This is a genomic window from Veillonella parvula, from assembly GCF_047241225.1.
GTDB classification, from domain to species: domain Bacteria; phylum Bacillota; class Negativicutes; order Veillonellales; family Veillonellaceae; genus Veillonella; species Veillonella parvula_O.
Map to the genome: position 1 here is coordinate 99,288 of NZ_JBKTIE010000002.1, position 21,813 is coordinate 121,100.

At 41.4% G+C, this 21,813-nt stretch carries 36 protein-coding genes; 1 reads left to right on the forward strand and 35 read right to left on the reverse strand.

Annotation, left to right across the window (positions count from 1 at the left end):
• Nucleotides 1-186: 186 nt before the first annotated feature.
• From rplQ to ACLRYO_RS04075, 35 genes are all read right to left on the reverse strand, one after another.
• Nucleotides 187-522, reverse strand: coding sequence for a 50S ribosomal protein L17 (gene rplQ, locus ACLRYO_RS03905; RefSeq protein WP_004695155.1), 336 nt, complete (start codon nt 520-522; stop codon nt 187-189).
• A gap of 12 nt (nt 523-534) precedes the next feature.
• Nucleotides 535-1,539: a DNA-directed RNA polymerase subunit alpha gene (locus ACLRYO_RS03910; protein WP_008602523.1), complete on the reverse strand. Its 1,005-nt coding sequence runs from the start codon at nt 1,537-1,539 to the stop codon at nt 535-537.
• A gap of 70 nt (nt 1,540-1,609) precedes the next feature.
• Nucleotides 1,610-1,999 carry a 30S ribosomal protein S11 gene (gene rpsK / locus ACLRYO_RS03915; RefSeq protein ID WP_004695151.1) on the reverse strand — a complete coding sequence of 130 codons (390 nt, stop codon included), beginning with the start codon at nt 1,997-1,999 and terminating at the stop codon, nt 1,610-1,612.
• Nucleotides 2,000-2,018: 19 nt separating this feature from the next.
• Nucleotides 2,019-2,387 (reverse strand): 30S ribosomal protein S13, encoded by a 369-nt coding sequence (gene rpsM / locus ACLRYO_RS03920; RefSeq protein ID WP_105087010.1) that lies wholly within the window; start codon nt 2,385-2,387, stop codon nt 2,019-2,021.
• Between the two features lie 23 nt (nt 2,388-2,410).
• On the reverse strand, nt 2,411-2,524 hold the full coding sequence (rpmJ, locus tag ACLRYO_RS03925; protein ID WP_004695148.1) for a 50S ribosomal protein L36: 114 nt from the start codon (nt 2,522-2,524) through the stop codon (nt 2,411-2,413).
• A gap of 26 nt (nt 2,525-2,550) precedes the next feature.
• Nucleotides 2,551-2,769 carry a translation initiation factor IF-1 gene (gene infA, locus ACLRYO_RS03930; protein WP_004695147.1) on the reverse strand — a complete coding sequence of 73 codons (219 nt, stop codon included), beginning with the start codon at nt 2,767-2,769 and terminating at the stop codon, nt 2,551-2,553.
• Between the two features lie 22 nt (nt 2,770-2,791).
• Nucleotides 2,792-3,562: a type I methionyl aminopeptidase gene (map, locus tag ACLRYO_RS03935; RefSeq protein ID WP_008602519.1), complete on the reverse strand. Its 771-nt coding sequence runs from the start codon at nt 3,560-3,562 to the stop codon at nt 2,792-2,794.
• Nucleotides 3,563-3,565: 3 nt separating this feature from the next.
• Entirely contained in the window at nt 3,566-4,129 is a 564-nt protein-coding gene (locus tag ACLRYO_RS03940; RefSeq protein ID WP_004695145.1) for an adenylate kinase, read from the reverse strand.
• Nucleotides 4,130-4,141: 12 nt separating this feature from the next.
• Complete coding sequence (gene secY / locus ACLRYO_RS03945) at nt 4,142-5,404, reverse strand: preprotein translocase subunit SecY (RefSeq protein ID WP_012864761.1); 1,263 nt, start codon at nt 5,402-5,404, stop codon at nt 4,142-4,144.
• 1 nt (nt 5,405) lies between these two features.
• Nucleotides 5,406-5,852, reverse strand: a complete 447-nt coding sequence (gene rplO / locus ACLRYO_RS03950) for a 50S ribosomal protein L15 (protein WP_004695141.1) — start codon at nt 5,850-5,852, stop codon at nt 5,406-5,408.
• 22 nt (nt 5,853-5,874) lie between these two features.
• On the reverse strand, nt 5,875-6,054 hold the full coding sequence (gene rpmD / locus ACLRYO_RS03955; RefSeq protein ID WP_004695138.1) for a 50S ribosomal protein L30: 180 nt from the start codon (nt 6,052-6,054) through the stop codon (nt 5,875-5,877).
• A 14-nt stretch (nt 6,055-6,068) separates the two neighbouring features.
• Entirely contained in the window at nt 6,069-6,572 is a 504-nt protein-coding gene (gene rpsE / locus ACLRYO_RS03960) for a 30S ribosomal protein S5 (RefSeq protein ID WP_004695136.1), read from the reverse strand.
• A gap of 18 nt (nt 6,573-6,590) precedes the next feature.
• Nucleotides 6,591-6,971 carry a 50S ribosomal protein L18 gene (gene rplR, locus ACLRYO_RS03965; RefSeq protein WP_005385510.1) on the reverse strand — a complete coding sequence of 127 codons (381 nt, stop codon included), beginning with the start codon at nt 6,969-6,971 and terminating at the stop codon, nt 6,591-6,593.
• A 17-nt stretch (nt 6,972-6,988) separates the two neighbouring features.
• A complete protein-coding gene (rplF, locus tag ACLRYO_RS03970) occupies nt 6,989-7,534 on the reverse strand; it encodes a 50S ribosomal protein L6 (protein WP_004695131.1) in 546 nt (181 codons plus the stop codon).
• Nucleotides 7,535-7,558: 24 nt separating this feature from the next.
• Complete coding sequence (gene rpsH / locus ACLRYO_RS03975) at nt 7,559-7,945, reverse strand: 30S ribosomal protein S8 (protein WP_004695128.1); 387 nt, start codon at nt 7,943-7,945, stop codon at nt 7,559-7,561.
• Between the two features lie 27 nt (nt 7,946-7,972).
• Nucleotides 7,973-8,242: a 30S ribosomal protein S14 gene (gene rpsN / locus ACLRYO_RS03980; RefSeq protein WP_004695122.1), complete on the reverse strand. Its 270-nt coding sequence runs from the start codon at nt 8,240-8,242 to the stop codon at nt 7,973-7,975.
• A 16-nt stretch (nt 8,243-8,258) separates the two neighbouring features.
• The gene (rplE, locus tag ACLRYO_RS03985; protein WP_004695119.1) at nt 8,259-8,798 is read right to left on the reverse strand and encodes a 50S ribosomal protein L5; all 540 of its coding nucleotides are present in this window, start codon (nt 8,796-8,798) and stop codon (nt 8,259-8,261) included.
• 23 nt (nt 8,799-8,821) lie between these two features.
• Nucleotides 8,822-9,142 carry a 50S ribosomal protein L24 gene (gene rplX, locus ACLRYO_RS03990; protein WP_004695118.1) on the reverse strand — a complete coding sequence of 107 codons (321 nt, stop codon included), beginning with the start codon at nt 9,140-9,142 and terminating at the stop codon, nt 8,822-8,824.
• An 18-nt stretch (nt 9,143-9,160) separates the two neighbouring features.
• Nucleotides 9,161-9,529, reverse strand: a complete 369-nt coding sequence (gene rplN, locus ACLRYO_RS03995) for a 50S ribosomal protein L14 (RefSeq protein ID WP_004695117.1) — start codon at nt 9,527-9,529, stop codon at nt 9,161-9,163.
• 24 nt (nt 9,530-9,553) lie between these two features.
• Nucleotides 9,554-9,814 (reverse strand): 30S ribosomal protein S17, encoded by a 261-nt coding sequence (gene rpsQ / locus ACLRYO_RS04000; protein WP_004695116.1) that lies wholly within the window; start codon nt 9,812-9,814, stop codon nt 9,554-9,556.
• Nucleotides 9,815-9,853: 39 nt separating this feature from the next.
• Nucleotides 9,854-10,057: a 50S ribosomal protein L29 gene (rpmC, locus tag ACLRYO_RS04005; protein ID WP_004695115.1), complete on the reverse strand. Its 204-nt coding sequence runs from the start codon at nt 10,055-10,057 to the stop codon at nt 9,854-9,856.
• On the reverse strand, nt 10,047-10,484 hold the full coding sequence (rplP, locus tag ACLRYO_RS04010; protein ID WP_004695114.1) for a 50S ribosomal protein L16: 438 nt from the start codon (nt 10,482-10,484) through the stop codon (nt 10,047-10,049). The genes rpmC and rplP overlap by 11 nt, the downstream gene beginning before the upstream one ends.
• Complete coding sequence (rpsC, locus tag ACLRYO_RS04015; protein ID WP_004695113.1) at nt 10,484-11,152, reverse strand: 30S ribosomal protein S3; 669 nt, start codon at nt 11,150-11,152, stop codon at nt 10,484-10,486. Before rpsC ends, rplP begins: the two co-directional genes overlap by 1 nt.
• A gap of 16 nt (nt 11,153-11,168) precedes the next feature.
• Nucleotides 11,169-11,504 (reverse strand): 50S ribosomal protein L22, encoded by a 336-nt coding sequence (gene rplV, locus ACLRYO_RS04020; protein WP_004695112.1) that lies wholly within the window; start codon nt 11,502-11,504, stop codon nt 11,169-11,171.
• A 13-nt stretch (nt 11,505-11,517) separates the two neighbouring features.
• On the reverse strand, nt 11,518-11,799 hold the full coding sequence (gene rpsS, locus ACLRYO_RS04025) for a 30S ribosomal protein S19 (protein WP_004695110.1): 282 nt from the start codon (nt 11,797-11,799) through the stop codon (nt 11,518-11,520).
• A gap of 23 nt (nt 11,800-11,822) precedes the next feature.
• On the reverse strand, nt 11,823-12,653 hold the full coding sequence (gene rplB / locus ACLRYO_RS04030; protein WP_004695109.1) for a 50S ribosomal protein L2: 831 nt from the start codon (nt 12,651-12,653) through the stop codon (nt 11,823-11,825).
• 26 nt (nt 12,654-12,679) lie between these two features.
• Nucleotides 12,680-12,964 (reverse strand): 50S ribosomal protein L23, encoded by a 285-nt coding sequence (gene rplW / locus ACLRYO_RS04035; protein ID WP_004695108.1) that lies wholly within the window; start codon nt 12,962-12,964, stop codon nt 12,680-12,682.
• Nucleotides 12,964-13,587: a 50S ribosomal protein L4 gene (rplD, locus tag ACLRYO_RS04040; protein ID WP_004695105.1), complete on the reverse strand. Its 624-nt coding sequence runs from the start codon at nt 13,585-13,587 to the stop codon at nt 12,964-12,966. The genes rplW and rplD overlap by 1 nt, the downstream gene beginning before the upstream one ends.
• Nucleotides 13,588-13,613: 26 nt before the next feature.
• Nucleotides 13,614-14,255 carry a 50S ribosomal protein L3 gene (gene rplC, locus ACLRYO_RS04045; RefSeq protein ID WP_004695102.1) on the reverse strand — a complete coding sequence of 214 codons (642 nt, stop codon included), beginning with the start codon at nt 14,253-14,255 and terminating at the stop codon, nt 13,614-13,616.
• 12 nt (nt 14,256-14,267) lie between these two features.
• Nucleotides 14,268-14,579 (reverse strand): 30S ribosomal protein S10, encoded by a 312-nt coding sequence (gene rpsJ, locus ACLRYO_RS04050; RefSeq protein ID WP_004695100.1) that lies wholly within the window; start codon nt 14,577-14,579, stop codon nt 14,268-14,270.
• A gap of 180 nt (nt 14,580-14,759) precedes the next feature.
• The gene (gene tuf, locus ACLRYO_RS04055; protein WP_278458059.1) at nt 14,760-15,947 is read right to left on the reverse strand and encodes an elongation factor Tu; all 1,188 of its coding nucleotides are present in this window, start codon (nt 15,945-15,947) and stop codon (nt 14,760-14,762) included.
• Between the two features lie 50 nt (nt 15,948-15,997).
• Entirely contained in the window at nt 15,998-18,073 is a 2,076-nt protein-coding gene (gene fusA, locus ACLRYO_RS04060; protein ID WP_004693557.1) for an elongation factor G, read from the reverse strand.
• Between the two features lie 15 nt (nt 18,074-18,088).
• Nucleotides 18,089-18,559 (reverse strand): 30S ribosomal protein S7, encoded by a 471-nt coding sequence (rpsG, locus tag ACLRYO_RS04065; RefSeq protein ID WP_004693556.1) that lies wholly within the window; start codon nt 18,557-18,559, stop codon nt 18,089-18,091.
• 52 nt (nt 18,560-18,611) lie between these two features.
• Complete coding sequence (rpsL, locus tag ACLRYO_RS04070) at nt 18,612-18,986, reverse strand: 30S ribosomal protein S12 (RefSeq protein ID WP_004693554.1); 375 nt, start codon at nt 18,984-18,986, stop codon at nt 18,612-18,614.
• A gap of 76 nt (nt 18,987-19,062) precedes the next feature.
• A complete protein-coding gene (locus ACLRYO_RS04075) occupies nt 19,063-19,308 on the reverse strand; it encodes a L7Ae/L30e/S12e/Gadd45 family ribosomal protein (protein ID WP_004693552.1) in 246 nt (81 codons plus the stop codon).
• A gap of 355 nt (nt 19,309-19,663) precedes the next feature.
• Between ACLRYO_RS04075 and ACLRYO_RS04080 the strand changes: the two genes are divergently transcribed.
• Entirely contained in the window at nt 19,664-21,685 is a 2,022-nt protein-coding gene (locus tag ACLRYO_RS04080; RefSeq protein WP_278458061.1) for a BCCT family transporter, read from the forward strand.
• Nucleotides 21,686-21,813: the final 128 nt, after the last annotated feature.

Below are 21,813 nucleotides of genomic sequence, written 5' to 3' on the forward strand. Positions count from 1 at the left end.
ATTTATCCTATTTAATAGAACTTGAATTTAATAATCTCTTAGATATTATGCAAAAGGTTGACAATACATATTCATCCTTTACGATAACTGCTAACATATTACGATATTATACTAGTCGATTGTACCATAAAATTGACAATAAAAAAACGGTGCTGCAACATAAGTTACAACACCGTATGAGTTTGATTAAACTAACTCGATAATAGCCAAAGGTGCAGCGTCACCTTTGCGAAGACCAGTTTTGATTACACGAGTGTAACCACCTTGGCGGTCTGCATATTTTGGAGCAATTGTATCAAACAATTTTTTTACTACACTTTCATCCATGAGGTATGCAAGAACTTGGCGACGTGCATGAAGATCACCACGTTTAGCCAAAGTTACCATTTGATCAGCTAAAGAACGAAGTTCTTTCGCTTTAGCTTCAGTCGTTTCAATACGCTCATATTGGAAGAAAGATGTTAACATGCTACGGAACAACGCTTTACGAGCGGAGCTGTCGCGGCCTAATTTTCTGTACATTCGTCTTCCTCCTTATTCGCCTTTTTGTTTAAGTTGAAAACCACCTGGGTGATTATTGAGTTTTTCCTCAATTTCATCGATAGATTTTTTACCTAAGTTGCGAACTTTTCCTAAGTCATCAATGGTTTTGTCTAGCAAGTCTGCAATTGTATTAATGCCAGCACGTTTCAAGCAGTTATACGCACGAACAGAGAGTTCCAACTCGTCGATGGAAATCTTTGCTGGGCCGTCATCTACAGCTGGTTCTTCATTATCGGAACCTACTGGATCTATAACGATACCGCCTTCACCAGTGTTTACATCTACAACATCTGCAGAATGCGCTAATTTAGTGAAGTTCCCTAAATAACCAATCATAATGGCAGCAGATTTTGCCACTGCATCAGCAGCAGTAATGGAGCCATCAGTCCAAACTTCTAATGTAAGCTTGTCGAAGTCCATTTCATTGCCTACACGAACATCACTCACTTCGTATTTAGCACGAAGAATTGGAGAGAAGATGGAATCGATTGGAATACAACCAATAACATCAGTATCTTTTTTATTCTTCGTTGAAGGAACATAGCCTTTACCTCGTTCGATTACTACGTCCATTACGAGATGAGCTGTCTCATCCATTGTCGCAATCACGAGTTCAGGATTCAATACTTCTACCTCTGGCGGGAATTGTTCAGCTAAATCAGTAGCTGTCAATATTCCATCCTTTTGGAAGTCGAAATGAACTTCCAAAGGTAATTGTGCTTCTTCTTCAACTTTGATGCACAATTGCTTTAAGTTAAGGATGATATCCGTAACGTCTTCGCGAATACCAGGAATAGTAGAGAATTCATGAAGAACTCCATCAATTTTGATAGAGGTGATAGCTGCCCCATCCAAGGATGAAAGCAAAATTCTGCGTAAGCTATTACCGAGAGTGATCCCATAACCACGATCTAATGGTTCACATACGAACTTACCATAACGACCGCCATCGGCGATGTCCACTTTCTCGATTTTAAGTTTCTTTTCTTCGCTCATCAGGAACATCCTCCTATATAACACACGTTCATAGTTAATTATAGCACCGTATCATATCGGTCGCTATAAATTATACACGACGGCGTTTTGGAGGGCGACAACCATTGTGAGGAATTGGAGTTACGTCTTTAATGGAAGTAACTTCAAGACCTGCAGCTTGTAAAGCACGGATTGCAGCTTCACGGCCGGATCCAGGACCTTTTACGAATACTTCAACAGTGCGAAGACCATGTTCCATTGCAGCTTTAGCAGCTTGTTCAGCAGCCATTTGAGCAGCAAATGGAGTGGATTTACGAGAACCACGGAAGCCCAAGCCACCAGCGGAAGCCCAAGACAACGCATTACCGTTTGTATCTGTCAAAGTTACGATAGTGTTATTGAATGTAGAACGAATATGAGCCGCACCGGATTCAATATGTTTCTTTTCTTTTCTTTTAGTTCTAACAACTTTTTTAGCCACGCTTTATCCCTCCTTTATCTTATTTCTTTTTACCAGCAATTGCTTTTCTAGGACCTTTGCGAGTACGTGCATTCGTTTTAGTACGTTGACCACGAAGTGGTAAACCCATACGATGACGTTTGCCTCGATAGGAGTTGATTTCAATTAAGCGTTTAATGTTAAGAGCTTCTTCACGACGAAGGTCACCTTCTACTTTGTAATCAGCATCTAACACTTCACGGATTTTCGCTACTTCATCTTCAGAAAGATCGCGAACGCGTGTGTCAGGATTGATGCCAGTTTTAGCAATAATTTCAGATGCTAAAGTTGGACCAATACCATAAATATAAGTTAAACCAATTTCCACTCGTTTATCACGAGGTAAATCTACACCGGCGATACGTGCCATCTAATCATCCACCTCCTATCAGATTATCCTTGTTTTTGTTTATGTTTTGGATTTTCGCAAATAACCATTACACGGCCTTTGCGTTTAATGATTTTACATTTTTCGCATATCTTTTTAACTGATGGTTGAACCTTCATTAGTACCTCCTTTGTGGACCCTATGCTTATTTAAAGCGATAGGTGATGCGACCACGATTTAAGTCATACGGTGTCAGTTCCATAGTAACTTTATCACCAGGAAGAATACGGATAAAATTCATACGCATTTTACCTGACACATGAGCCAATACGATATGACCATTTTCCAATTCAACTTGGAACATGGCATTCGGTAATGCCTCAACGACCGTACCTTCCACCTCAATAACGTCTTCTTTTGACATATCTTTTCCTCCGGTTACCTGTTTATTTAATTAACCGCGGTTCTTCCCGCATAGTTAATATTTCAGGGCCGTTTTCTGTAACAACCACTGTATGTTCGAAATGAGCAGCAGGTTTACCATCTACTGTAACTGCTGTCCAGTCATCCCCTAATACACGAACACGGTGAGTACCTAATGTAATCATCGGTTCAATACACAATACCATACCTGGTTTCATAAGAGGTCCTTGATCAGGACTACCATAGTTTGGTATTTGCGGATCTTCATGCATTTCGCGGCCTAAACCATGACCTACGAAGTCGCGTACGACACCGTAACCATGTTTCTCACAATACGTTTGAACAGCGTGACCGATAGCACCAATACGGTTACCGACTTTCACTTGTTCAATTCCCTTGAACAGACTTTCCTCTGTAACTTTTAACAATTTCATCACATCGGGTTTGACGTGACCGATAGGAATCGTCACAGCCGAATCGCCGTGATATCCATCAATAGATGATACGAGATCAATACTGAGGACATCGCCGTTTTTAAGCTTACGCTTAGCGCTCGGAATACCATGAACGACTTCTTCGTTAATAGAAGCACAGATTGTAGCGGGGAATCCATAGTACCCTTTACAACTTGGTATACCACCGTGGCTGCGAATATATTCTTCGGCAATTGTATCTAACTCAAGCGTCGTGATGCCAGGTTTAGCCTTTTCTACTAACAAGGACAACGTGTCTGCTGTAAGCTTACTTGCCTTGCGGATACATTCAATCTCATGGGGCGATTTCAAAATAATCATAGATTATTTCTCCAACGCCTTAATGATGTCAGCAAATACTGCGTCTACATCTTGTAAACCATTGATTTCTTGATACAATCCGCTATTGCGATAGTAATCAATTAATGGTTTAGTAGATTCTTCGTACACAGCTAGACGTTTCTGTACTGTTTCAGGGTTATCATCAGCACGATTTTCTAGAACAGCTCGTTCGCTAATACGTTTAACCAATTCCTCGGAAGGAACGTTTAAGTTAAGTACAGCGTCCAAAGAAATTCCTAATTCTTTAAGGATTGCATCCAAGGATACAGCTTGCGCTGTAGTTCTTGGGAATCCATCAAGAATAAATCCAGATTTGCAGTCATCTTTCACCAAGCGATCACGTACGATACCAACAGTTACACTGTCTGGTACCAATTGACCAGCATCGATGTATTTCTTAGCCTCAACTCCAAGAGGTGTTTCGTTCTTAATCGCAGCGCGGAACATATCACCTGTTGAAATTTGGGGAATACCGTATTTTTCAATAAGTCGAGCTGCCTGAGTGCCTTTACCAGCACCAGGAGGTCCCATTAATAGAATATACATATTGTTTCCCTCCTATTTCACAAAGCCTTTATAGTGGCGTGTTACCATGAGCGACTCAATTTGTTGCATTGTATCAAGTGCTACCCCTACAACGATGAGAAGAGCCGTACCACCAAAGTATACGCCTTGGACGCCGGTTATACTACCGAGGAAATTCGGTATAATAGCAACGACAGCTAAGAATACAGCGCCAGCCAAAGTGATCTTGGTCATCACGTTATCCACATAATCAGCAGTTGGTTTACCCGCACGAATACCTGGGATAAAACCACCGTATTTTTTCATATTATCTGCCATATCTGTAATGTTGATAGAGATTGCAGTATAGAAATACGTAAAGATAAAGATCAATATCGCATACAATGCCGTTTGTAACGGCGTCCCCCATGTAAATAAATCAGCAACTTTATGAACAAATTCATTGTCAATAAATTGTGCAATTGTTACAGGGAACATCAACACAGATGACGCAAAGATAATTGGGATTACACCTGCCTGATTGACTTTCAACGGCAAGAATGTAGAGTGACCACCGTACATTTTACGCCCTACTACGCGTTTTGCGTATTGGATAGGAATGCGACGTTGGCCTTGTGTAACTGCCACTACGACAGCGATCATCGCAAGTGCAATTACAGCAAATAAGAATGCTTGGAACATGTTAATGGTTCCGTTTTGGATATATTGATAAATAGTTTCGAGACCATCTGGCAATCGAGCTACGATACCAGCAAAGATGATCAAGGAAATACCATTACCTATACCATATGCTGTGATTTGCTCACCAATCCACATCAACAAACATGTGCCTGCTGTGAGGATGATGGCCACAACGAATACGCTAAGGAAATCATTATTTACCAAAGCGTTGTTTGCTCTAAGAGCAAATGCCATACCAGCGGCTTGTACAAAGCCAAGGACTACGGTGCCATAACGAGTTACCTTCGCTATTTTCTTACGCCCGTCTTCACCATCTTTACTCCATGCTTCAAACTGAGGAACTACAGACTGAAGCAGTTGCATGATGATGGAAGCATTAATGTAAGGGGTAATACTCATCGCAAAGATAGAGAACTTACTTAGCGCACCACCAGCAAACAAGTCTAATAGACCAAATAGGTTACCGGATGTAAACAAGGATTCGATAACAGATGCATCTACACCTGGTACTGGGATGTGAATGCCGGCTCTAAACACAGCAAACATCATCAATGTGTACAAGATCTTGTTACGTAACTCAGTAATCTTAAAGATGTTCGAGAGGCTATCTAGCACCCTAGATCACCTCAACTTTTCCGCCTGCTGCTGTGATTTTTTCTTCAGCAGCTTTAGTGAAGCCATTAGCGATAACAGTCAAGTTTTTAGTTTCCAATGTACCGTTACCTAAAATACGAATACCATCGCGTACATTTTTCAAAATGCCAGCTTCAATAAGAGCTACTGGATCAACTGTTGCACCATCTTCAAAGCGATTTAATTGTGCTACGTTAACTTCAGCATATTGTTTAGCAAAAACGCTGTTGTTGAAACCACGTTTTGGTAAACGACGATAAAGAGGCATTTGGCCGCCTTCAAAACCGGAGCGAACGCCACCGCCAGAACGGGAGTTTTGACCTTTTTGACCACGACCAGATGTTTTACCCAAGCCAGAACCTAAACCACGGCCTACACGAGTACGAGTTTTTTTAGAACCAGCTGCTGGTTGTAATTCATGAAGTTTCATTCAGTGCACCTCCTTATCAGTATTAAACTTCTTCAACTTTTACTAAATGTCTAACTTTATGAAGCATACCTTCGATTTGAGGTGTTACTTCTTTTACGACTTGAGAATTAGTTTTTTTCAAGCCCAAAGCTTTAACTGTCGCGCGTTGATCTTCAGGACGACCGATTAAGCTTCTTGTTAATGTTACTTTAACTTGTGCCATTTCTTGTCTCCTTATTACGCGTTATAGATTTCTTCAACGGTTTTACCACGAAGCTCAGCAACTTCGCTAGCGCGTTTCAAATCTTTCAAACCTTCGATTGTAGCGCGAACCATATTGTTAGGGTTAGAAGAGCCCAAAGATTTAGTCAAGATGTTACGAACACCTACTAATTCCAATACGGCACGAACAGGGCCACCAGCGATAACGCCAGTACCTTCAGCAGCTGGTTTCAAGAATACGCGGCCTGCACCGAATACGCCTGTTACGCTGTGAGGGATTGTACCATTTTTAATAGCTACGTTTACAATATTTTTCTTAGCATCATCGATACCTTTGCGAATTGCTTCTGGTACTTCCGCTGCTTTACCTAAGCCAACGCCTACATAACCGTTGCCATCACCAACAACTACAAGAGCGCTGAAGGAAAAACGACGACCGCCTTTAACTACTTTGGCTACGCGGTTGATGAATACTACTCTTTCTTTAAGATCAAGACTGGTGTAGTCAATTCTCGCCATGTCTATAGTTCCTCCTTCTTAGAATTTTAAGCCTGCTTCACGAGCACCTTCTGCAAGGGCTGCTACGCGGCCGTGGTAAATGTAACCACCACGGTCAAACACTACAGTGTCAATGCCTTTAGCGATAGCTTTTTTAGCAACTGCTTCACCAACAGCTTTAGCAGCAGCTACGTTACCACCATAGGATAAGTTCAAATCTTTATCTAAAGAGCTAGCAGCAACCAAAGTTGTACCTGCTACGTCATCGATTACTTGTGCGTAAATGTTGCTCAAAGAACGGTAAACGTTCAAACGTGGGCAAGTTGCCGTACCAGAGATGTGACGGCGAATACGAAGATGACGTTTTGCTCGAGCGATATTTCTACTAGATTTACGAGGCAAGATATTCACTCCTTTCATTCATATAGATGATATTACTATTTACCTTTTGCACCAGCTTTACCAGCTTTGCGACGAACAACTTCGCCTTCATAGCGGATACCTTTACCTTTGTAAGGTTCAGGTTTTCTCCATTTACGGATATCAGCTGCTACTGCACCTACAACTTCTTTGTCTGCACCAGACACAACGATTTTGTTAGGAGCTGGAACATCGATTGTAATACCAGCTGGAGCTTCCATTTCTACTGGATGAGAGAAGCCAAGTGTAAGAGCTAATTTATTGCCTTGTTTAGCCGCTCTGTAACCAACACCGTTGATTTCAAGAGTTTTTGTAAATCCTTCAGATACGCCTGTTACCATATTAGCAACAAGAGCGCGAGTCAAACCGTGAAGGGAACGATGGTTTTTATCATCGGAAGGACGAGTTACTGTGATTGTGTTACCTTCTACAGTGATATTCATATCTGGATGCAAATCGCGAGATAATTCACCTTTAGGGCCTTTTACGTTCATATGATGGTTATCATATGTAACAGTAACGCCTGCAGGGATCTCGATAGGCATTCTACCGATACGTGACATTATTTCTACCTCCTATTGCTACTATTACCAAACGTATGCGATTACTTCGCCACCAAGACCTTCTTTACGAGCTTGTTTGTCGCTCATAACGCCTTTGGACGTAGAAATAACTGCGATACCCAAACCACCAAGTACACGAGGAAGTTCTTCCTTTTTCGCGTAAACACGTAAACCTGGTTTGGAAATACGTTTAATTCCTGTAATAACTTTCTCGTTATTGGAACCATATTTCAAAGTTACTTTTAAAGTGTTTTCTTCTTTTTCAACGTTCTTTACAAAGCCTTCTTGTAAAAGGATGTCAAGAACGGCTGCTTTCATTCTAGATGCAGGAATGTTTACCGTTTCATGAAGTGCAGCGTTTGCATTACGGATGCGCGTAAGCATATCCGCGATAGGATCGGTCATTACCATAATCTAAAAACCTCCTCTCGTCTAATATTACCAGCTGGCTTTTTTAACACCAGGAATTTGTCCTTTGTACGCCAATTCACGGAACGCAATACGGCTGATACCGAATTTACGCATATAACCGTGAGGACGACCAGTTAAGTTGCAACGGTTGTGCAAGCGTGTTGGGGATGCATTTGCTGGTAATTTGGATAAGCCTTCATAATCACCTGCCGCTTTTAACGCTTCACGTTTAGCTGCATATTTTTCAACGATTTTAGCGCGTTTCTTTTCGCGTTCAATCATAGATTTTTTAGCCATCTATATGTTCCTCCTATTATTTTTCAAAAGGCATACCGAATTGAGTCAACAATTCACGAGCTTCTTCATCTGTCTTAGCACTTGTTACGATAATGATGTCCATACCAGTAACACGTTCTACCTGATCATATTCGATTTCAGGGAAGATGAGCTGTTCTTTAAGACCCAAAGCGTAGTTACCACGGCCATCGAATGCAGTAGCGCTGATACCGCGGAAGTCACGTACACGAGGTAATGCCGCATTGATCAATCTATCAAGGAATTCATACATGCGTTCGCCACGAAGAGTAACTTTTGTACCCAACGCCATGCCTTCACGAACTTTGAAGTTCGCAATGGATTTTTTAGCTTTTGTGATGACAGGTTTTTGACCAGCAATGATAGTCAAATCATTAACTGCTGCTTCCAATGCTTTTGCATTGCCTACTGCATCACCTACGCCGATGTTGATAACGATTTTTTCCAATTTAGGAATTTCCATTACATTGCCGTATTGGAATTTTTCTTGCATACTCTTTTTAATTTCAGAGTTGTATTGTTCAAACAAACGAGACATTTATGTAGCTCCTCCTTTCCTGATTATTTAAGTACTGTACCGGATTTAACAGTAGCGCGAACGAATTTACCGTCCTTGCCTTCTACCTTTTTGATACGAGTAGCTGTTTTAGTTTCTGGGTCGACAACCATTACGTTAGAAACATGAATGCCAGCTTCTTTAGTAACGATGCCGCCTTGTGGGTTAGCTTGGGAAGGTTTTGTGTGACGTTTTACAGTGTTAACGCCTTCAACAAATACGCGTTCTTTTTTAGGTTCAGTTGCAATAACTGTACCTTGCTTACCTTTATCTTTACCGGAGATAACAACAACTGTATCGCCTTTTTTGATTTGTAGCTTAGCCATATGCTGCGTTCCTCCTTCTTATAATACTTCTGGAGCCAAAGAAACGATTTTCATGAAGTCTTTTTCACGAAGTTCTCTAGCTACAGGTCCAAAGATACGAGTACCACGAGGGGTCTTGTCATCTTTAATAACTACTGCTGCGTTTTCATCGAAACGAATATAGGAACCGTCTTGACGGCGGATACCTTTTTTAGAACGAACAATAACAGCTTTAACTACATCGCCTTTCTTGACAACGCCACCGGGTGATGCATCTTTTACAGAAGCAACGATTACGTCACCGATATTGCCGAATTTGCGATAAGAACCGCCCATGACTTGGATGCACATAATACGTTTAGCACCAGTGTTGTCGGCAACATTCAAAATTGTTTGTTGCTGGATCATCGTCTATTCCTCCTTACATCACTCTTATTTTTGTCTTTCAAGAATTTCAACAACTCTCCAACATTTATCTTTAGAAAGTGGACGAGTTTCTACAATTTTAACTGTATCGCCAATTTGACACTCATTATTTTCATCATGAGCTTTGAAGCGTTTTGTGCTAACCATTGGCTTGTTATATAATGCGTGAGGTACTTTACGTTCAACAGCAACAACAACAGTTTTGTCCATTTTGTCGCTAACAACTTTACCTACGCGGACTTTACGTACATTTCTTTCTTCTGCCACGATTTTAAGCCTCCTTTTCAAACTTTAACAAATCTGTTATTATGCGTTTTCAGATTTAAGTTCAACTTCACGTTGTACAGTTTTAATACGAGCGATTGTCTTCTTAACTTCACGAATGCGCATAGGATTCTCTAATTGACCTGTTGCAAGCTGAAAACGGAGGTTAAATAACTCTTCCTTAAGACCGGAAACTTTTTGTTCCATTTCGGCAGCGCTCATATTGCGAATGTCATTAACCTTCATTTACGTCACCACCCAATTCTTTACCCTTAACAACAAATTTGCATTTGATTGGAAGTTTATGGCTTGCAAGACGCATAGCTTCACGAGCTGTAGCTTCTGGCACACCGTCCATTTCAAACATTACACGACCTGGTTTAACCACTGCTACCCAGTATTCAGGAGAACCTTTACCGGAACCCATACGAGTACCAGCTGGTTTAGCTGTGATTGGTTTGTCAGGGAAAATTTTAATCCATACTTTACCACCACGTTTAATATAACGAGTCATAGCAATACGGGCAGCTTCGATTTGACGGTTAGTGATCCAAGATGGTTCGCATGCTACCAAGCCGAACTCACCATGAGACACTGTATTACCGCGCATAGCACGACCTTTCATACGGCCGCGGAATTGCTTACGATGTTTTACGCGCTTTGGAATAAGCATTACTTGCCACCTTCTTCCTTCTTAGCAGGTGCTTGTTTTGCTTCTGGCAAAACTTCACCTTTGTAAATCCATACTTTAATGCCGATACAACCATATGTTGTATGAGCTTCAGCAGTACCGTAGTCGATGTCTGCACGAAGTGTATGCAAAGGAATAGAACCTTCACGATAGGATTCGCTACGAGCGATTTCAGCACCGCCAAGACGACCGCTTACCATGATTTTAATACCTTTTGCACCTAAGCGCATTGTACGACCTACAGCTTGTTTCATTGCACGGCGGAAGCCGATACGACGTTCCAATTGGCCCGCAATGTTTTCAGCAACTAATGTTGCATCCATGTCTGCTTGTTTAATTTCTGCAATGTTAACATCCACTTGTTTATCAGTGAAACGAGTCATTGCTTTTTTGATATCTTCGATACCAGCACCACCACGACCGATAACCATACCTGGTTTCGCAGTGTGGATAGTCAATTTAATACGTTTATTTGTACGCTCGATTTCAATGCGGGAAATACCAGCAATGAAAAGGGTTTCTTTCAAGAAGTTACGAATTTTTACGTCTTCATGAAGATTAGCAGCGAAATCTTTATCTGCATACCATTTTGCGTCCCAATCTTTTACGATACCGACACGCAAACCGTGTGGATTAACTTTTTGACCCACTCTGTTTCCCTCCTTCTTAAGCTCTTTCTTTAACTACTACTGTTACGTGGCTAGTACGTTTCAAAATTTTGAAAGCTTGACCACGGGAACGAGGATGAATGCGTTTTAATGTAGGGCCTTGATCAACGAAGATCTCGGATACGTAAAGATTGTCAACATTCATATCGAAATTATGTTCAGCGTTTGCGATTGCAGAACGCATAACTTTTTCTACTACATCAGCGCCAACTTTCGGAGTGAACTTCAAGATGGCAAATGCTTCGCCGATGTTTTTACCGCGCACTAAATCTGCAACGATACGGATTTTACGAGGCGCGATTCGGATATGTCTAGCGATTGCTTTTGCTTCCATGTATTATTTCCTCCTATTTTTTGCCTGTAGATTTTTCGTCCTTACCATGACCTCTATAAGTACGTGTAGGAGCGAACTCACCTAATTTATGACCTACCATATCTTCTGTAATGAATACAGGTACATGTTTGCGACCATCATGCACAGCAATTGTGTGGCCTACAAAACTTGGGATAATAGTAGAGGCACGGGACCAGGTTTTTACAACTTTCTTTTCGTTAGTTTCGTTTAAAGCTTCAACTTTCTTAAGCAAATGATCTGCTACGAAAGGGCCTTTTTTAATAGATCTGGACACTATTTTATCTCCTTTCCTTTATCCTATTTTGTACGACGTTTAATGATTAAGCTGTTAGAAGCTTTTTTCTTGTCGCGAGTTTTAACACCATGTGCTGGTTTGCCCCAAGGTGTAACAGGATGTTTACGACCAACAGGAGATTTACCTTCACCACCACCATGTGGATGGTCACAAGGGTTCATTACAACACCACGGTTGCCAGGGCGAACACCCATCCAACGATGACGACCAGCTTTACCGATTACAAGGTTACTGTGGTCAGCGTTACCAACAACACCAATTGTTGCACGGCACTCTTGACGAACACGACGCATTTCACCAGATGGTAAACGAAGAATAGCGTAGCCATTATCTTTACCCATCAATTGAGCAGATGTACCAGCGGAACGAACGATTTGACCACCTTTACCGATTTTCAATTCGATATTGTGGATTTGTGTACCGTCTGGAATATTAGCCAATGGTAAGCAGTTACCAGGTTTAATATCGGACTCAGGACCGGAGAATACAACGTCACCAACTTTTAGACCGTTAGGAGCTAAAATGTAGCGTTTTTCACCATCAGCGTAGTTAAGCAAAGCGATGCGAGAAGAACGGTTAGGATCATACTCGATTGTTGCTACTTTAGCTGGAATATTATCTTTAGTACGTTTGAAGTCAATAATACGGTATTGACGTTTGTGACCGCCACCTTGGTGACGAACTGTCATTTTACCAGTATTGTTACGACCACCTTTTTGAGAAATCTTAGCGAGCAAGGATTTTTCTGGTTTGCTTGCTGTGATTTCGTCGAAGGCGGATACTGTCATAAACCGGCGACCAGCGGAGTACGGTTTAAATGATTTAATTGCCATTAGTGGGCCTCCTTACAACTAGACTCTTAGACACCTTCAAAGAATTCAATGGATTCGCCAGCTTTTAAGGTTACAATAGCTTTTTTGTAATCGCTACGTTTACCTTGTGTACGACCCATGCGTTTAGTCTTACCTAAAACACGAATAGTAGCTACTTTTTCTACTTTTACATTGAAGATTTTTTCAACTGCTTGACGGATTTGCACTTTATTTGCAGTCAAAGGCACACGGAAAGTGTATTTGCCTTCTTCCATAAGCATAGTGGATTTTTCGGTAATAACCGGGCGGATTAGTACATCATGTAATTGCATTATCCGAGCACCTCCTCGATTTTTGCGACAGCGCCTTTAGTAATGAAGAGCTTATCGTAATGAAGAAGATCGAAAATGTTCATACCTTCGCAAGCCAAAGCTTTAACACCTTGGATGTTACGAGCGGAACGTTCAACATTTACATCACCTTCAGTGATGAACAATACTTTTGCATCACCAACGTTGAAGCTGTTAATAATGTTCAACACTTCTTTTGTTTTAGGAGCTGCTAATGTGATTTCTTCCAAAACGTATAATTCGCTATTATTCACTTTATCGCTAAGAGCAGATTTAACTGCTAAACGTCTAGCCTTACGAGGCATAGCTTTGTAATAGCTGCGAGGTTGTGGGCCAAATGTAGTACCGCCACCGATCCAGATTGGGGAGCGGCTAGAGCCTGCACGAGCACGGCCAGTACCTTTTTGTTTCCAAGGTTTGCGGCCACCGCCACGAACCATACCTCTAGTTTTTGTTGCATGTGTGCCGAGACGTTCGTTAGACAATTGACGAACTACGGCTTGATGCATTACGGCTTCGTTAACTTCAACGCCGAATACTGCATCGTTTAACTGTATTTCACCGACTTTAACGCCGGATTGATTATATGTTGCTACTGTAGGCATTACATAATCCTCCTTTCGACAAATGATTATTTAACAGGTTTAACCGTGTTGCGAACCATAACCAAGCTACCTTTAGCGCCTGGGATACCACCTTTAACCAATAAAAGGTTACGTTCAGCATCAACTTTCACAACGGATAAGCGTTGTACGGTAACTCTGTAACCACCCATTTGTCCAGGGAGTTTTTTACCTTTGTATACCTTACCGCCGCCACCGGAGATCATAGGACCGATGGAACCAGGTTCACGGTGAGATTTGGAGCCATGAGTTTCAGGACCACGGGAGAAGTTATGGCGTTTAATTGTGCCAGCAAAACCCTTACCTTTACCTGTACCCACTACGTCCACCAATTCACCTTCTGCGAAGATATCAGCTGCCAGAGTTTGGCCTACTGTGTAGTCAGCTGCATTAGCTACGCGAACTTCGCGAAGATATTTCACTGGAGCTACGCCAGCTTTGTCGAACTGACCTTTTACAGGTTTTGTTAAATGTTTTTCTTTAATGGAACCGTAACCAATTTGTACTGCTTCGTAGCCGTCTGTTTCTACAGTCTTTACGCGCACTACAACGCTTGGGGTAGTTTCCACTACTGTTACAGGAACTAATTGGCCTTCAGCTGTGAAGACTTGTGTCATTCCTAATTTTTTACCCAAAATAGCTTTAGACATTATCGCACCTCCTTATAGTTTTATTTCAATAGATACACCAGCTGGTAAATCTAAACGAGTGATAGCATCTACTGTTTTCGAATTTGGTTCAAGAATATCGATTAAGCGTTTGTGTGTACGCATTTCGAATTGTTCACGAGAATCTTTGTTTACGTGTACAGAACGAAGAATTGTGAAGATATTCTTTTCTGTTGGCAATGGAATCGGACCAGATACCATAGCGCCATTTCTTTTTGCAGTGTCTACGATCTTAGCAGCGCTTTGATCGAGAGCTTTGTGGTCGTATGCCTTAAGGCGAATACGGATTTTTTGCTGTTTAGCCATTATTAATAATTCCTCCTGTCGTCCATTTCGTGAATGGGCTGCTCCATAGAAATTCTCCTCCGCAGAGGCAACCTTCTACTTCATAGTTTAAAAACACAACACGAGAGCGGCATTATCTGCCGCTCTGAGTGCTGCATGTATTGTGCTCAACGCATTCTACGATGAGCATAAAAGGTTAAATTAACCTTCGATTGCTGTTACTACGCCAGCGCCTACTGTATGGCCACCTTCGCGGATCGCGAAACGAAGACCTTCTTCGATAGCGATTGGAGTAATCAATTCGATTTCCATTGTTACGTTATCGCCAGGCATACACATTTCTACACCTTCAGGAAGGTTTACAACACCTGTTACGTCTGTTGTACGGAAGTAGAATTGTGGACGGTAGTTGGAGAAGAATGGAGTATGACGACCACCTTCTTCTTTAGTCAATACGTATACTTCTGCTTTGAATTTTGTGTGTGGGTTGATGGAACCTGGTTTAGCCAATACTTGACCACGTTCGATGTCTTTACGATCAACACCACGAAGCAATGCACCTACGTTGTCACCTGCTACTGCAGAATCCAACACTTTACGGAACATTTCAAGACCTGTTACTACGTATTGTTCAGCTTTTTCTTTCAAGCCTACTACTTCAACAGTATCACCAACGTTTACTTGACCACGTTCAACACGGCCAGTTGCTACTGTACCACGACCAGTGATTGTGAAAACGTCTTCCACAGGCATCAAGAATGGTTTATCAGTGTCACGAACTGGTGTTGGGATGTAGGAGTCTACAGCGTCCATCAATTCGTCAATTTTAGCTACATATTGAGCATCGCCTTCCAAAGCTTTCAACGCGGAACCTACAACGATAGGTACTTCGTCACCAGGGAATTCGTAGGAAGAAAGAAGTTCACGAACTTCCATTTCTACCAATTCGATCAATTCTTCATCGTCAACCATGTCAGCTTTGTTCAAGAATACTACGATTGCAGGAACACCAACTTGGCGAGCCAACAAGATGTGTTCGCGAGTTTGAGGCATAGGGCCGTCAGCTGCGGATACAACCAAGATAGCGCCGTCCATTTGAGCCGCACCAGTAATCATGTTTTTAACATAGTCAGCATGGCCTGGGCAGTCAACGTGTGCATAGTGACGGTTAGCAGTTTCATACTCAACGTGTGCAGTGTTGATTGTGATACCGCGTTCACGTTCTTCTGGAGCTTTATCGATCATGCTGTAATCTTGGAAGTCAGCTTGACCTTTTTCAGCCAATACTTTAGTGATTGCAGCAGTCAAAGTAGTTTTACCATGGTCAACGTGACCGATTGTACCGATGTTAACATGCGGTTTCGTACGTTCAAATTTTTCTTTTGCCATTTTAAATTATCCTCCGAGGAAAATAGTAATTCTATTAATCTAATATGAGATTAACCGTTTTTCTTTGCTTGAATTTCTTCAGCAATTTTCTTAGGAACTTCTTCGTAATGATCGAATGTCATAGAGTAGTTACCACGGCCTTGCGTTTTGGAACGAAGGTCAGTTGCGTAACCGAACATTTCACTCAATGGAACATATGCTTTGATATGTTGGGAACCATTACGAGCTTCCATGCCGTCCATGCGACCACGACGAGAGTTCAAGTCACCGATAACGTCGCCCATGTATTCTTCAGGAACGTCTACTTCTACAGCCATGTATGGTTCAAGCAATGCAGGGTCTGCTTTGCGAGCACCTTCTTTGAAGCCCATAGAACCAGCAATTTTGAAGGCCATTTCGTTGGAGTCAACGTCATGGTAGGAACCATCAAATACGATAACTTTAACATCAACCATAGGGTACCCAGCGATAACACCGGATTCCATAGCTTCTTTAACACCGCTTTCAACAGGTCCGATGTATTCACGAGGAATCGCACCACCTACAACCTTGTTTTCAAACTCGAAGCCAGCACCTGGTTCTTGAGGAATCAATTCCAACCAGCAGTGACCATATTGACCACGACCACCAGATTGACGTACGAATTTACCTTCAGCCTTAACAGCTTTACGGATAGTTTCGCGGTATGCTACTTGAGGTTTACCTACGTTACAATCTACTTTGAATTCACGGTTCATACGGTCAACGATGATATCCAAGTGAAGTTCGCCCATACCGGAGATAATAGTTTGACCTGTTTCTTCATCAGTACGAACTTTGAAAGTAGGATCTTCTTCTGCCAAACGAGCAAGAGCTGTACCCATTTTTTCTTGGTCAGCTTTTGTTTTAGGTTCAACAGCAACGGAGATAACTGGTTCAGGGAATTCCATGGACTCAAGAATTACAGGAGATTTTTCATCACACAATGTGTCGCCTGTAGTAGTATCCTTTAAGCCAACCGCCGCAGCGATGTCACCAGAATATACGCGTTCGATTTCTTTACGGGAGTTAGCGTGCATTTGAAGAATACGACCGATACGTTCTTTTTTACCTTTAGTGGAGTTGAAAACGTAGGAGCCGGATTCCAATGTACCGGAGTACACACGGAAGAACGCTAATTTACCAACATAAGGGTCAGCCATGATTTTGAATGCCAACGCAGAGAATGGTTCTTCATCGGAAGAAGGACGAGTTGTTTCTTCTTCAGTACCAGGAACAACACCCTTAATAGGTGGGATATCGATTGGAGCTGGCATGTAATCGATAACAGCATCCAATAACATTTGAACACCTTTATTTTTATAGGAAGAACCGCAAAGAACTGGGAATAATTGGTTAGCAATAACAGCTTTACGCAATGCCGCTTTCAATTCTTCCACAGAAATTTCTTCGCCTTCCAAATATTTCATCATGATATCATCATCTGTTTCAGCGATAGCATCGATCATCATTTCGCGACGAGCTTCTGCTACTTCTTGATATTCAGCAGGGATATCAGTGATTTCATATTCTTTACCGTCATCGGATTTATAAATTTCCGCTTTCATAGTCATCAAGTCAATGATGCCTTCAAAAGTATCTTCAGCACCGATTGGTACTTGAATAGCTACGGAATTTGCACCCAAACGAGCTTTCATCATGTCAACTACGTTGAAGAAGTCAGCACCTACAGTATCCATCTTATTTACATAAGCGATACGAGGTACGCCGTAGTTAGAAGCCTGACGCCATACTGTTTCGGATTGAGGTTCAACGCCACCTTTAGCACTGAACACCGCAACAGAACCGTCAAGTACACGTAGAGAACGTTCTACTTCTACAGTAAAGTCAACGTGACCAGGAGTATCGATGATATTGATACGATGTTCTTTCCATTGACAAGTTGTTGCAGCAGAAGTGATTGTGATACCACGTTCTTGCTCTTGCTCCATCCAGTCCATCGTAGCAGCGCCTTCATGTACTTCGCCGATCTTGTGAACGATACCTGTATAGTAGAGGATACGTTCTGTAGTTGTTGTTTTACCAGCATCGATGTGAGCCATGATACCGATATTACGAGTTTTTGCTAAGGAAAACTCTCTTGCCACAGTTGTCACCTCTTATTACCAACGATAATGAGCAAATGCTTTATTAGCTTCTGCCATTTTATGAGTATCTTCTTTTTTCTTGATTGCAGCGCCTGCATTGTTGAAAGCGTCCATCAATTCGCCTGCCAAACGTTCTTTCATAGTGCGTTCACCACGAAGACGAGCATAATTTACAACCCAACGAATACCGAGGGTTTGACGGCGATCAGCACGAACTTCAACTGGCACTTGATAGTTCGCACCACCGATACGGCGAGCACGCACTTCAAGTACAGGCATAACATTTTTCAATGCTTGATCAAAAACTTCCATTGGGTCTTGACCCATTTTGGAACGAATAATTTCGAATGCATCATATACGATAGTTTCAGCAATGCCTTTTTTACCATCGTACATAACTTTGTTAATGAAACGTGTTACTAATTTGCTGTTGTACACCGGATCTGGAAGTACATCACGTTTCGGAACAGGGCCTTTTCTTGGCATGTTCAATTCCTCCTTTATAATGATGTGTGTTAATTTCGTTTAATGGCTAAAATTATTTTTTAGCTTTTTTCGCGCCGTATTTGGAACGACTTTGCATACGATTTTGTACGCCAGCTGTATCCAATGCACCACGAACGATGTGATAACGCACACCTGGAAGGTCTTTTACACGACCGCCTCTGATAAGTACAACACTGTGTTCTTGTAAATTGTGACCAATGCCTGGGATGTAAGCAGTTACTTCAATAGCGTTTGTCAAACGTACACGGGCAACTTTACGAAGCGCGGAGTTTGGTTTCTTTGGAGTAGCTGTGTACACACGAGTACATACACCACGTTTTTGTGGAGATTCTTGAAGGGCAGGAGCTGTAGATTTTTTAGTCAAGCTCATGCGGCCTTTGCGTACTAGCTGATTAATTGTTGGCATTTGGGCACCTCCTTTCCAAATTTGAGATTTATAATTGATCCGTCATAACAAAGTGTTACATCGGATATTACCAAGATTAACGTAGGACGCCTACAGCTGTGGCCCGCACCTTAATGCGACACGCACGACCGAGATCATCCATGGTGTGTTTGTCATTCACAGGTATTCCCTGTTCTTCACAAGCAATCCGTAAAGGCTGTACCACACGTTCATCACTATCACAACCCAGGAACACGTACTTCACAGCACCTTTAGCAATTTGTTTCAACGTTTGCTTGGCACCGATTGTTTTGTTCACCGACTTCAGATGGGCAATGTCCATTGTACTAATTCTCCTTACGAAATTATGCCCATTAGGCATACCTCGCCTAAAGCACTATGTAAGTATATCAATTACAGCAGTCCATGTCAAACAATTTCCAATGTCACACACCGCTCTACAGCTGCATTTTATGTGTACACTCATCCGTGTGTTTCATTCAATCTTAAATTATAAATGAAGAGTGATTTTTTATTCATATATCATTATTTTCATGTATAAATAATCATTCTATGCATTTGCTATTATTTTTTCTTTTACCAATTATGCAAAATTAATATAAACACCATTTTATTATGATATAAATTAATACAGAACAAATATTTGTATTTATAAGTTACTAAAGAAAGGAGATTATATGATTAAACTCATTAAACGTTATTCAAACTTTAATCCCCCTGTAATTATAGGTAGCTTGTCTATCGTCTTAGGGCTGAGCTTATGTGCCCTTCTGATTCCGCAAATATCTCAAACGATCCTCCAAGGGATTCGTGATATTATATTTGAAGATTTCAGCTGGTTTTATGTTTTATCCATAAGTCTCTTCTTTATCTTCAATATCTTTCTTGCACTTAGTTCGCTAGGTGACATCAAACTTGGTAGCGACGATGAAGAAGCGGAATTCTCTTATACAGCTTGGCTCGCCATGTTATTTGCGGCAGGTACTGGTGTAGGTCTCATGTTCTTCGGTACTGCTGAACCGCTCTCACATTATCACTCCGCTGTAGGCTTAGTCGATGGTGCTCCTAGCGCCAAGGAAGCGTTATTCCGCTCCATCTTCCACTGGGGCATCAATGCATGGACGGTATACGGAATTATGGCTTTAGCATTAGCGTATTTTGGTTTTCGCTATAAGTTGCCTTTATCACTACGTTCATGTTTCTATCCGCTGTGGAAGGATAAGATCAATGGCCCACGAGGGCACATTATCGATATCATCGCACTTTGTGTAACTTTATTAGGTATCGTAACCACCTTAGGATTTGGTGCGGCCCAACTAGGTGCAGGGTTCCTATATATTGATATCATCTCCACTAATGACTTTTCCGCCCAAACGGTCATCATTATCATCATTATGTCCATTGCCGTTCTATCTGCTGTTACAGGTATTGATAAAGGCGTTAAGCTGCTCAGCGAAATTAATATATCTGTTGCATTAGTCTTAATGCTTTTTGTACTCTGTGCAGGTCCTACATTACTCCTATTAAATACAATGGTAGAAAACTTTGGATACTATCTATCACATATTTTAGGGCAAAGCTTCTATACATCTATCTATACACCAGAAACCCGTCCATGGTTCTTCAGCTGGACCATACTATTCTGGGCTTGGTGGTTATCTTGGGCACCATTTGTGGGCATGTTCATTGCGCGTATTTCAAAAGGTAGGACTATTCGAGAGTTCATCTTTGGGGTACTCATTATTCCAACTGTTTTTACTATCGTTTGGTTTACTATCTTTGGTAATACTGCAATTTATATCGATGAAACAGTAGCAAACGGTGCACTCGGTGCATTAACCGATAAACCAGAACAACTACTCTTTGCATTCCTTGAATATTTACCATTATCCAGTTTAACTAGTCTTCTATCAATTATCGTATTAGCATTATTTTTTATCACATCTGCCGATTCAGGCATTTATGTGTTAAATAATATTGCGGCCTATGATAAATCCACTTCATCTCCAAAGTGGCAATGCTTAATGTGGGGCTCTGTAATGTCCTTTCTTGCCATCAGTTTGCTCAGCATTGGTGGGCTTAATGTACTACAATCGGTAACGCTCATTCTCGCCTTACCATTTGCAGCCTTGATGGTTATCATGTGCTACAGCTTATGGCAAGGATTATTAACAGATACGCAATACTTTAACACAAAACTTTCAACCACATCCATCTACTGGGACAGCAAGAACTGGAAACAAGGTCTTGCCAAAATACTCAACCAAACGCAATCGGAAGATGTTATTTCCTTTATGAAAACAACAGCATTGCCTGCTATGTATCAGCTCAATAAAGAATTAACCGAAGAGTACGGATTAACTACGAGAATTGACAAACATTTCAATGGTAACGACGCCTCCGTAGAGTTAATCATCGAAAAAGAATCAATGCGCAACTTTACCTACGGCATCAAACTCGTTACGCAAGAGGTATCAGATCATCTCATTGAAGATCCTAACATTCCTCACATTACTGAAAGCACCAACGCAATTCCTATGACATATTTCAGTGACGGGCGTGCCGGATACGATGCGCAGTATATGACACGGGAGGATATCATTACCGATATCATTCGACAGTACGAACGATATCTTACTTTATCGGATGACGTCGGTTATGACATCATGGCTCATGACGCAGAAGAAGCAGCTGAATAGTTTTTATAGCTCAAAAATCAATATATGCCTATAACAAAAAGGTGCACCCCTCAGGTGCACCCTTTTTTATTATGTCGCACAATATCAACTATGCAACAAGCCTATACAATTAATATAGCTTAGACGCT

Excerpts from the sequence above, each read along its gene's own strand:
- rplQ (WP_004695155.1), bottom strand. The coding sequence starts at position 522 with ATGTACAGAAAATTAGGCCGCGACAGCTCCGCTCGTAAAGCGTTGTTC.
- ACLRYO_RS03910 (WP_008602523.1), bottom strand. The coding sequence starts at position 1,539 with ATGAGCGAAGAAAAGAAACTTAAAATCGAGAAAGTGGACATCGCCGAT.
- rpsM (WP_105087010.1), bottom strand. The coding sequence starts at position 2,387 with ATGGCACGTATCGCCGGTGTAGATTTACCTCGTGATAAACGAGTGGAA.
- rpmJ (WP_004695148.1), bottom strand. The coding sequence starts at position 2,524 with ATGAAGGTTCAACCATCAGTTAAAAAGATATGCGAAAAATGTAAAATC.
- infA (WP_004695147.1), bottom strand. The coding sequence starts at position 2,769 with ATGTCAAAAGAAGACGTTATTGAGGTGGAAGGTACGGTCGTTGAGGCA.
- map (WP_008602519.1), bottom strand. The coding sequence starts at position 3,562 with ATGATTATTTTGAAATCGCCCCATGAGATTGAATGTATCCGCAAGGCA.
- ACLRYO_RS03940 (WP_004695145.1), bottom strand. The coding sequence starts at position 4,129 with ATGTATATTCTATTAATGGGACCTCCTGGTGCTGGTAAAGGCACTCAG.
- rplO (WP_004695141.1), bottom strand. The coding sequence starts at position 5,852 with ATGAAACTTCATGAATTACAACCAGCAGCTGGTTCTAAAAAAACTCGT.
- rpmD (WP_004695138.1), bottom strand. The coding sequence starts at position 6,054 with ATGGCACAAGTTAAAGTAACATTAACAAGAAGCTTAATCGGTCGTCCT.
- rpsE (WP_004695136.1), bottom strand. The coding sequence starts at position 6,572 with ATGGCGAGAATTGACTACACCAGTCTTGATCTTAAAGAAAGAGTAGTA.
- rplR (WP_005385510.1), bottom strand. The coding sequence starts at position 6,971 with ATGAAAGGAGTGAATATCTTGCCTCGTAAATCTAGTAGAAATATCGCT.
- rplF (WP_004695131.1), bottom strand. The coding sequence starts at position 7,534 with ATGTCACGTATCGGTAGAATGCCTATCGAGATCCCTGCAGGCGTTACT.
- rpsH (WP_004695128.1), bottom strand. The coding sequence starts at position 7,945 with ATGGTAATGACCGATCCTATCGCGGATATGCTTACGCGCATCCGTAAT.
- rpsN (WP_004695122.1), bottom strand. The coding sequence starts at position 8,242 with ATGGCTAAAAAATCTATGATTGAACGCGAAAAGAAACGCGCTAAAATC.
- rplE (WP_004695119.1), bottom strand. The coding sequence starts at position 8,798 with ATGTCTCGTTTGTTTGAACAATACAACTCTGAAATTAAAAAGAGTATG.
- rplX (WP_004695118.1), bottom strand. The coding sequence starts at position 9,142 with ATGGCTAAGCTACAAATCAAAAAAGGCGATACAGTTGTTGTTATCTCC.
- rplN (WP_004695117.1), bottom strand. The coding sequence starts at position 9,529 with ATGATCCAGCAACAAACAATTTTGAATGTTGCCGACAACACTGGTGCT.
- rpmC (WP_004695115.1), bottom strand. The coding sequence starts at position 10,057 with ATGAAGGTTAATGACATTCGCAATATGAGCGCTGCCGAAATGGAACAA.
- rplP (WP_004695114.1), bottom strand. The coding sequence starts at position 10,484 with ATGCTTATTCCAAAGCGCGTAAAACATCGTAAGCAATTCCGCGGCCGT.
- rplV (WP_004695112.1), bottom strand. The coding sequence starts at position 11,504 with ATGGAAGCAAAAGCAATCGCTAGACATATCCGAATCGCGCCTCGTAAA.
- rplB (WP_004695109.1), bottom strand. The coding sequence starts at position 12,653 with ATGGCAATTAAATCATTTAAACCGTACTCCGCTGGTCGCCGGTTTATG.
- rplW (WP_004695108.1), bottom strand. The coding sequence starts at position 12,964 with ATGCAATTACATGATGTACTAATCCGCCCGGTTATTACCGAAAAATCC.
- rplD (WP_004695105.1), bottom strand. The coding sequence starts at position 13,587 with ATGCCTACAGTAGCAACATATAATCAATCCGGCGTTAAAGTCGGTGAA.
- rplC (WP_004695102.1), bottom strand. The coding sequence starts at position 14,255 with ATGTCTAAAGCTATTTTGGGTAAAAAATTAGGAATGACACAAGTCTTC.
- rpsJ (WP_004695100.1), bottom strand. The coding sequence starts at position 14,579 with ATGGCTAAACAGCAAAAAATCCGTATTCGCCTTAAGGCATACGACCAC.
- tuf (WP_278458059.1), bottom strand. The coding sequence starts at position 15,947 with ATGGCAAAAGAAAAATTTGAACGTACGAAACCGCATGTTAACATCGGT.
- rpsG (WP_004693556.1), bottom strand. The coding sequence starts at position 18,559 with ATGCCAAGAAAAGGCCCTGTTCCGAAACGTGATGTACTTCCAGATCCG.
- rpsL (WP_004693554.1), bottom strand. The coding sequence starts at position 18,986 with ATGCCAACAATTAATCAGCTAGTACGCAAAGGCCGCATGAGCTTGACT.
- ACLRYO_RS04075 (WP_004693552.1), bottom strand. The coding sequence starts at position 19,308 with ATGGACATTGCCCATCTGAAGTCGGTGAACAAAACAATCGGTGCCAAG.
- ACLRYO_RS04080 (WP_278458061.1), top strand. The coding sequence starts at position 19,664 with ATGATTAAACTCATTAAACGTTATTCAAACTTTAATCCCCCTGTAATT.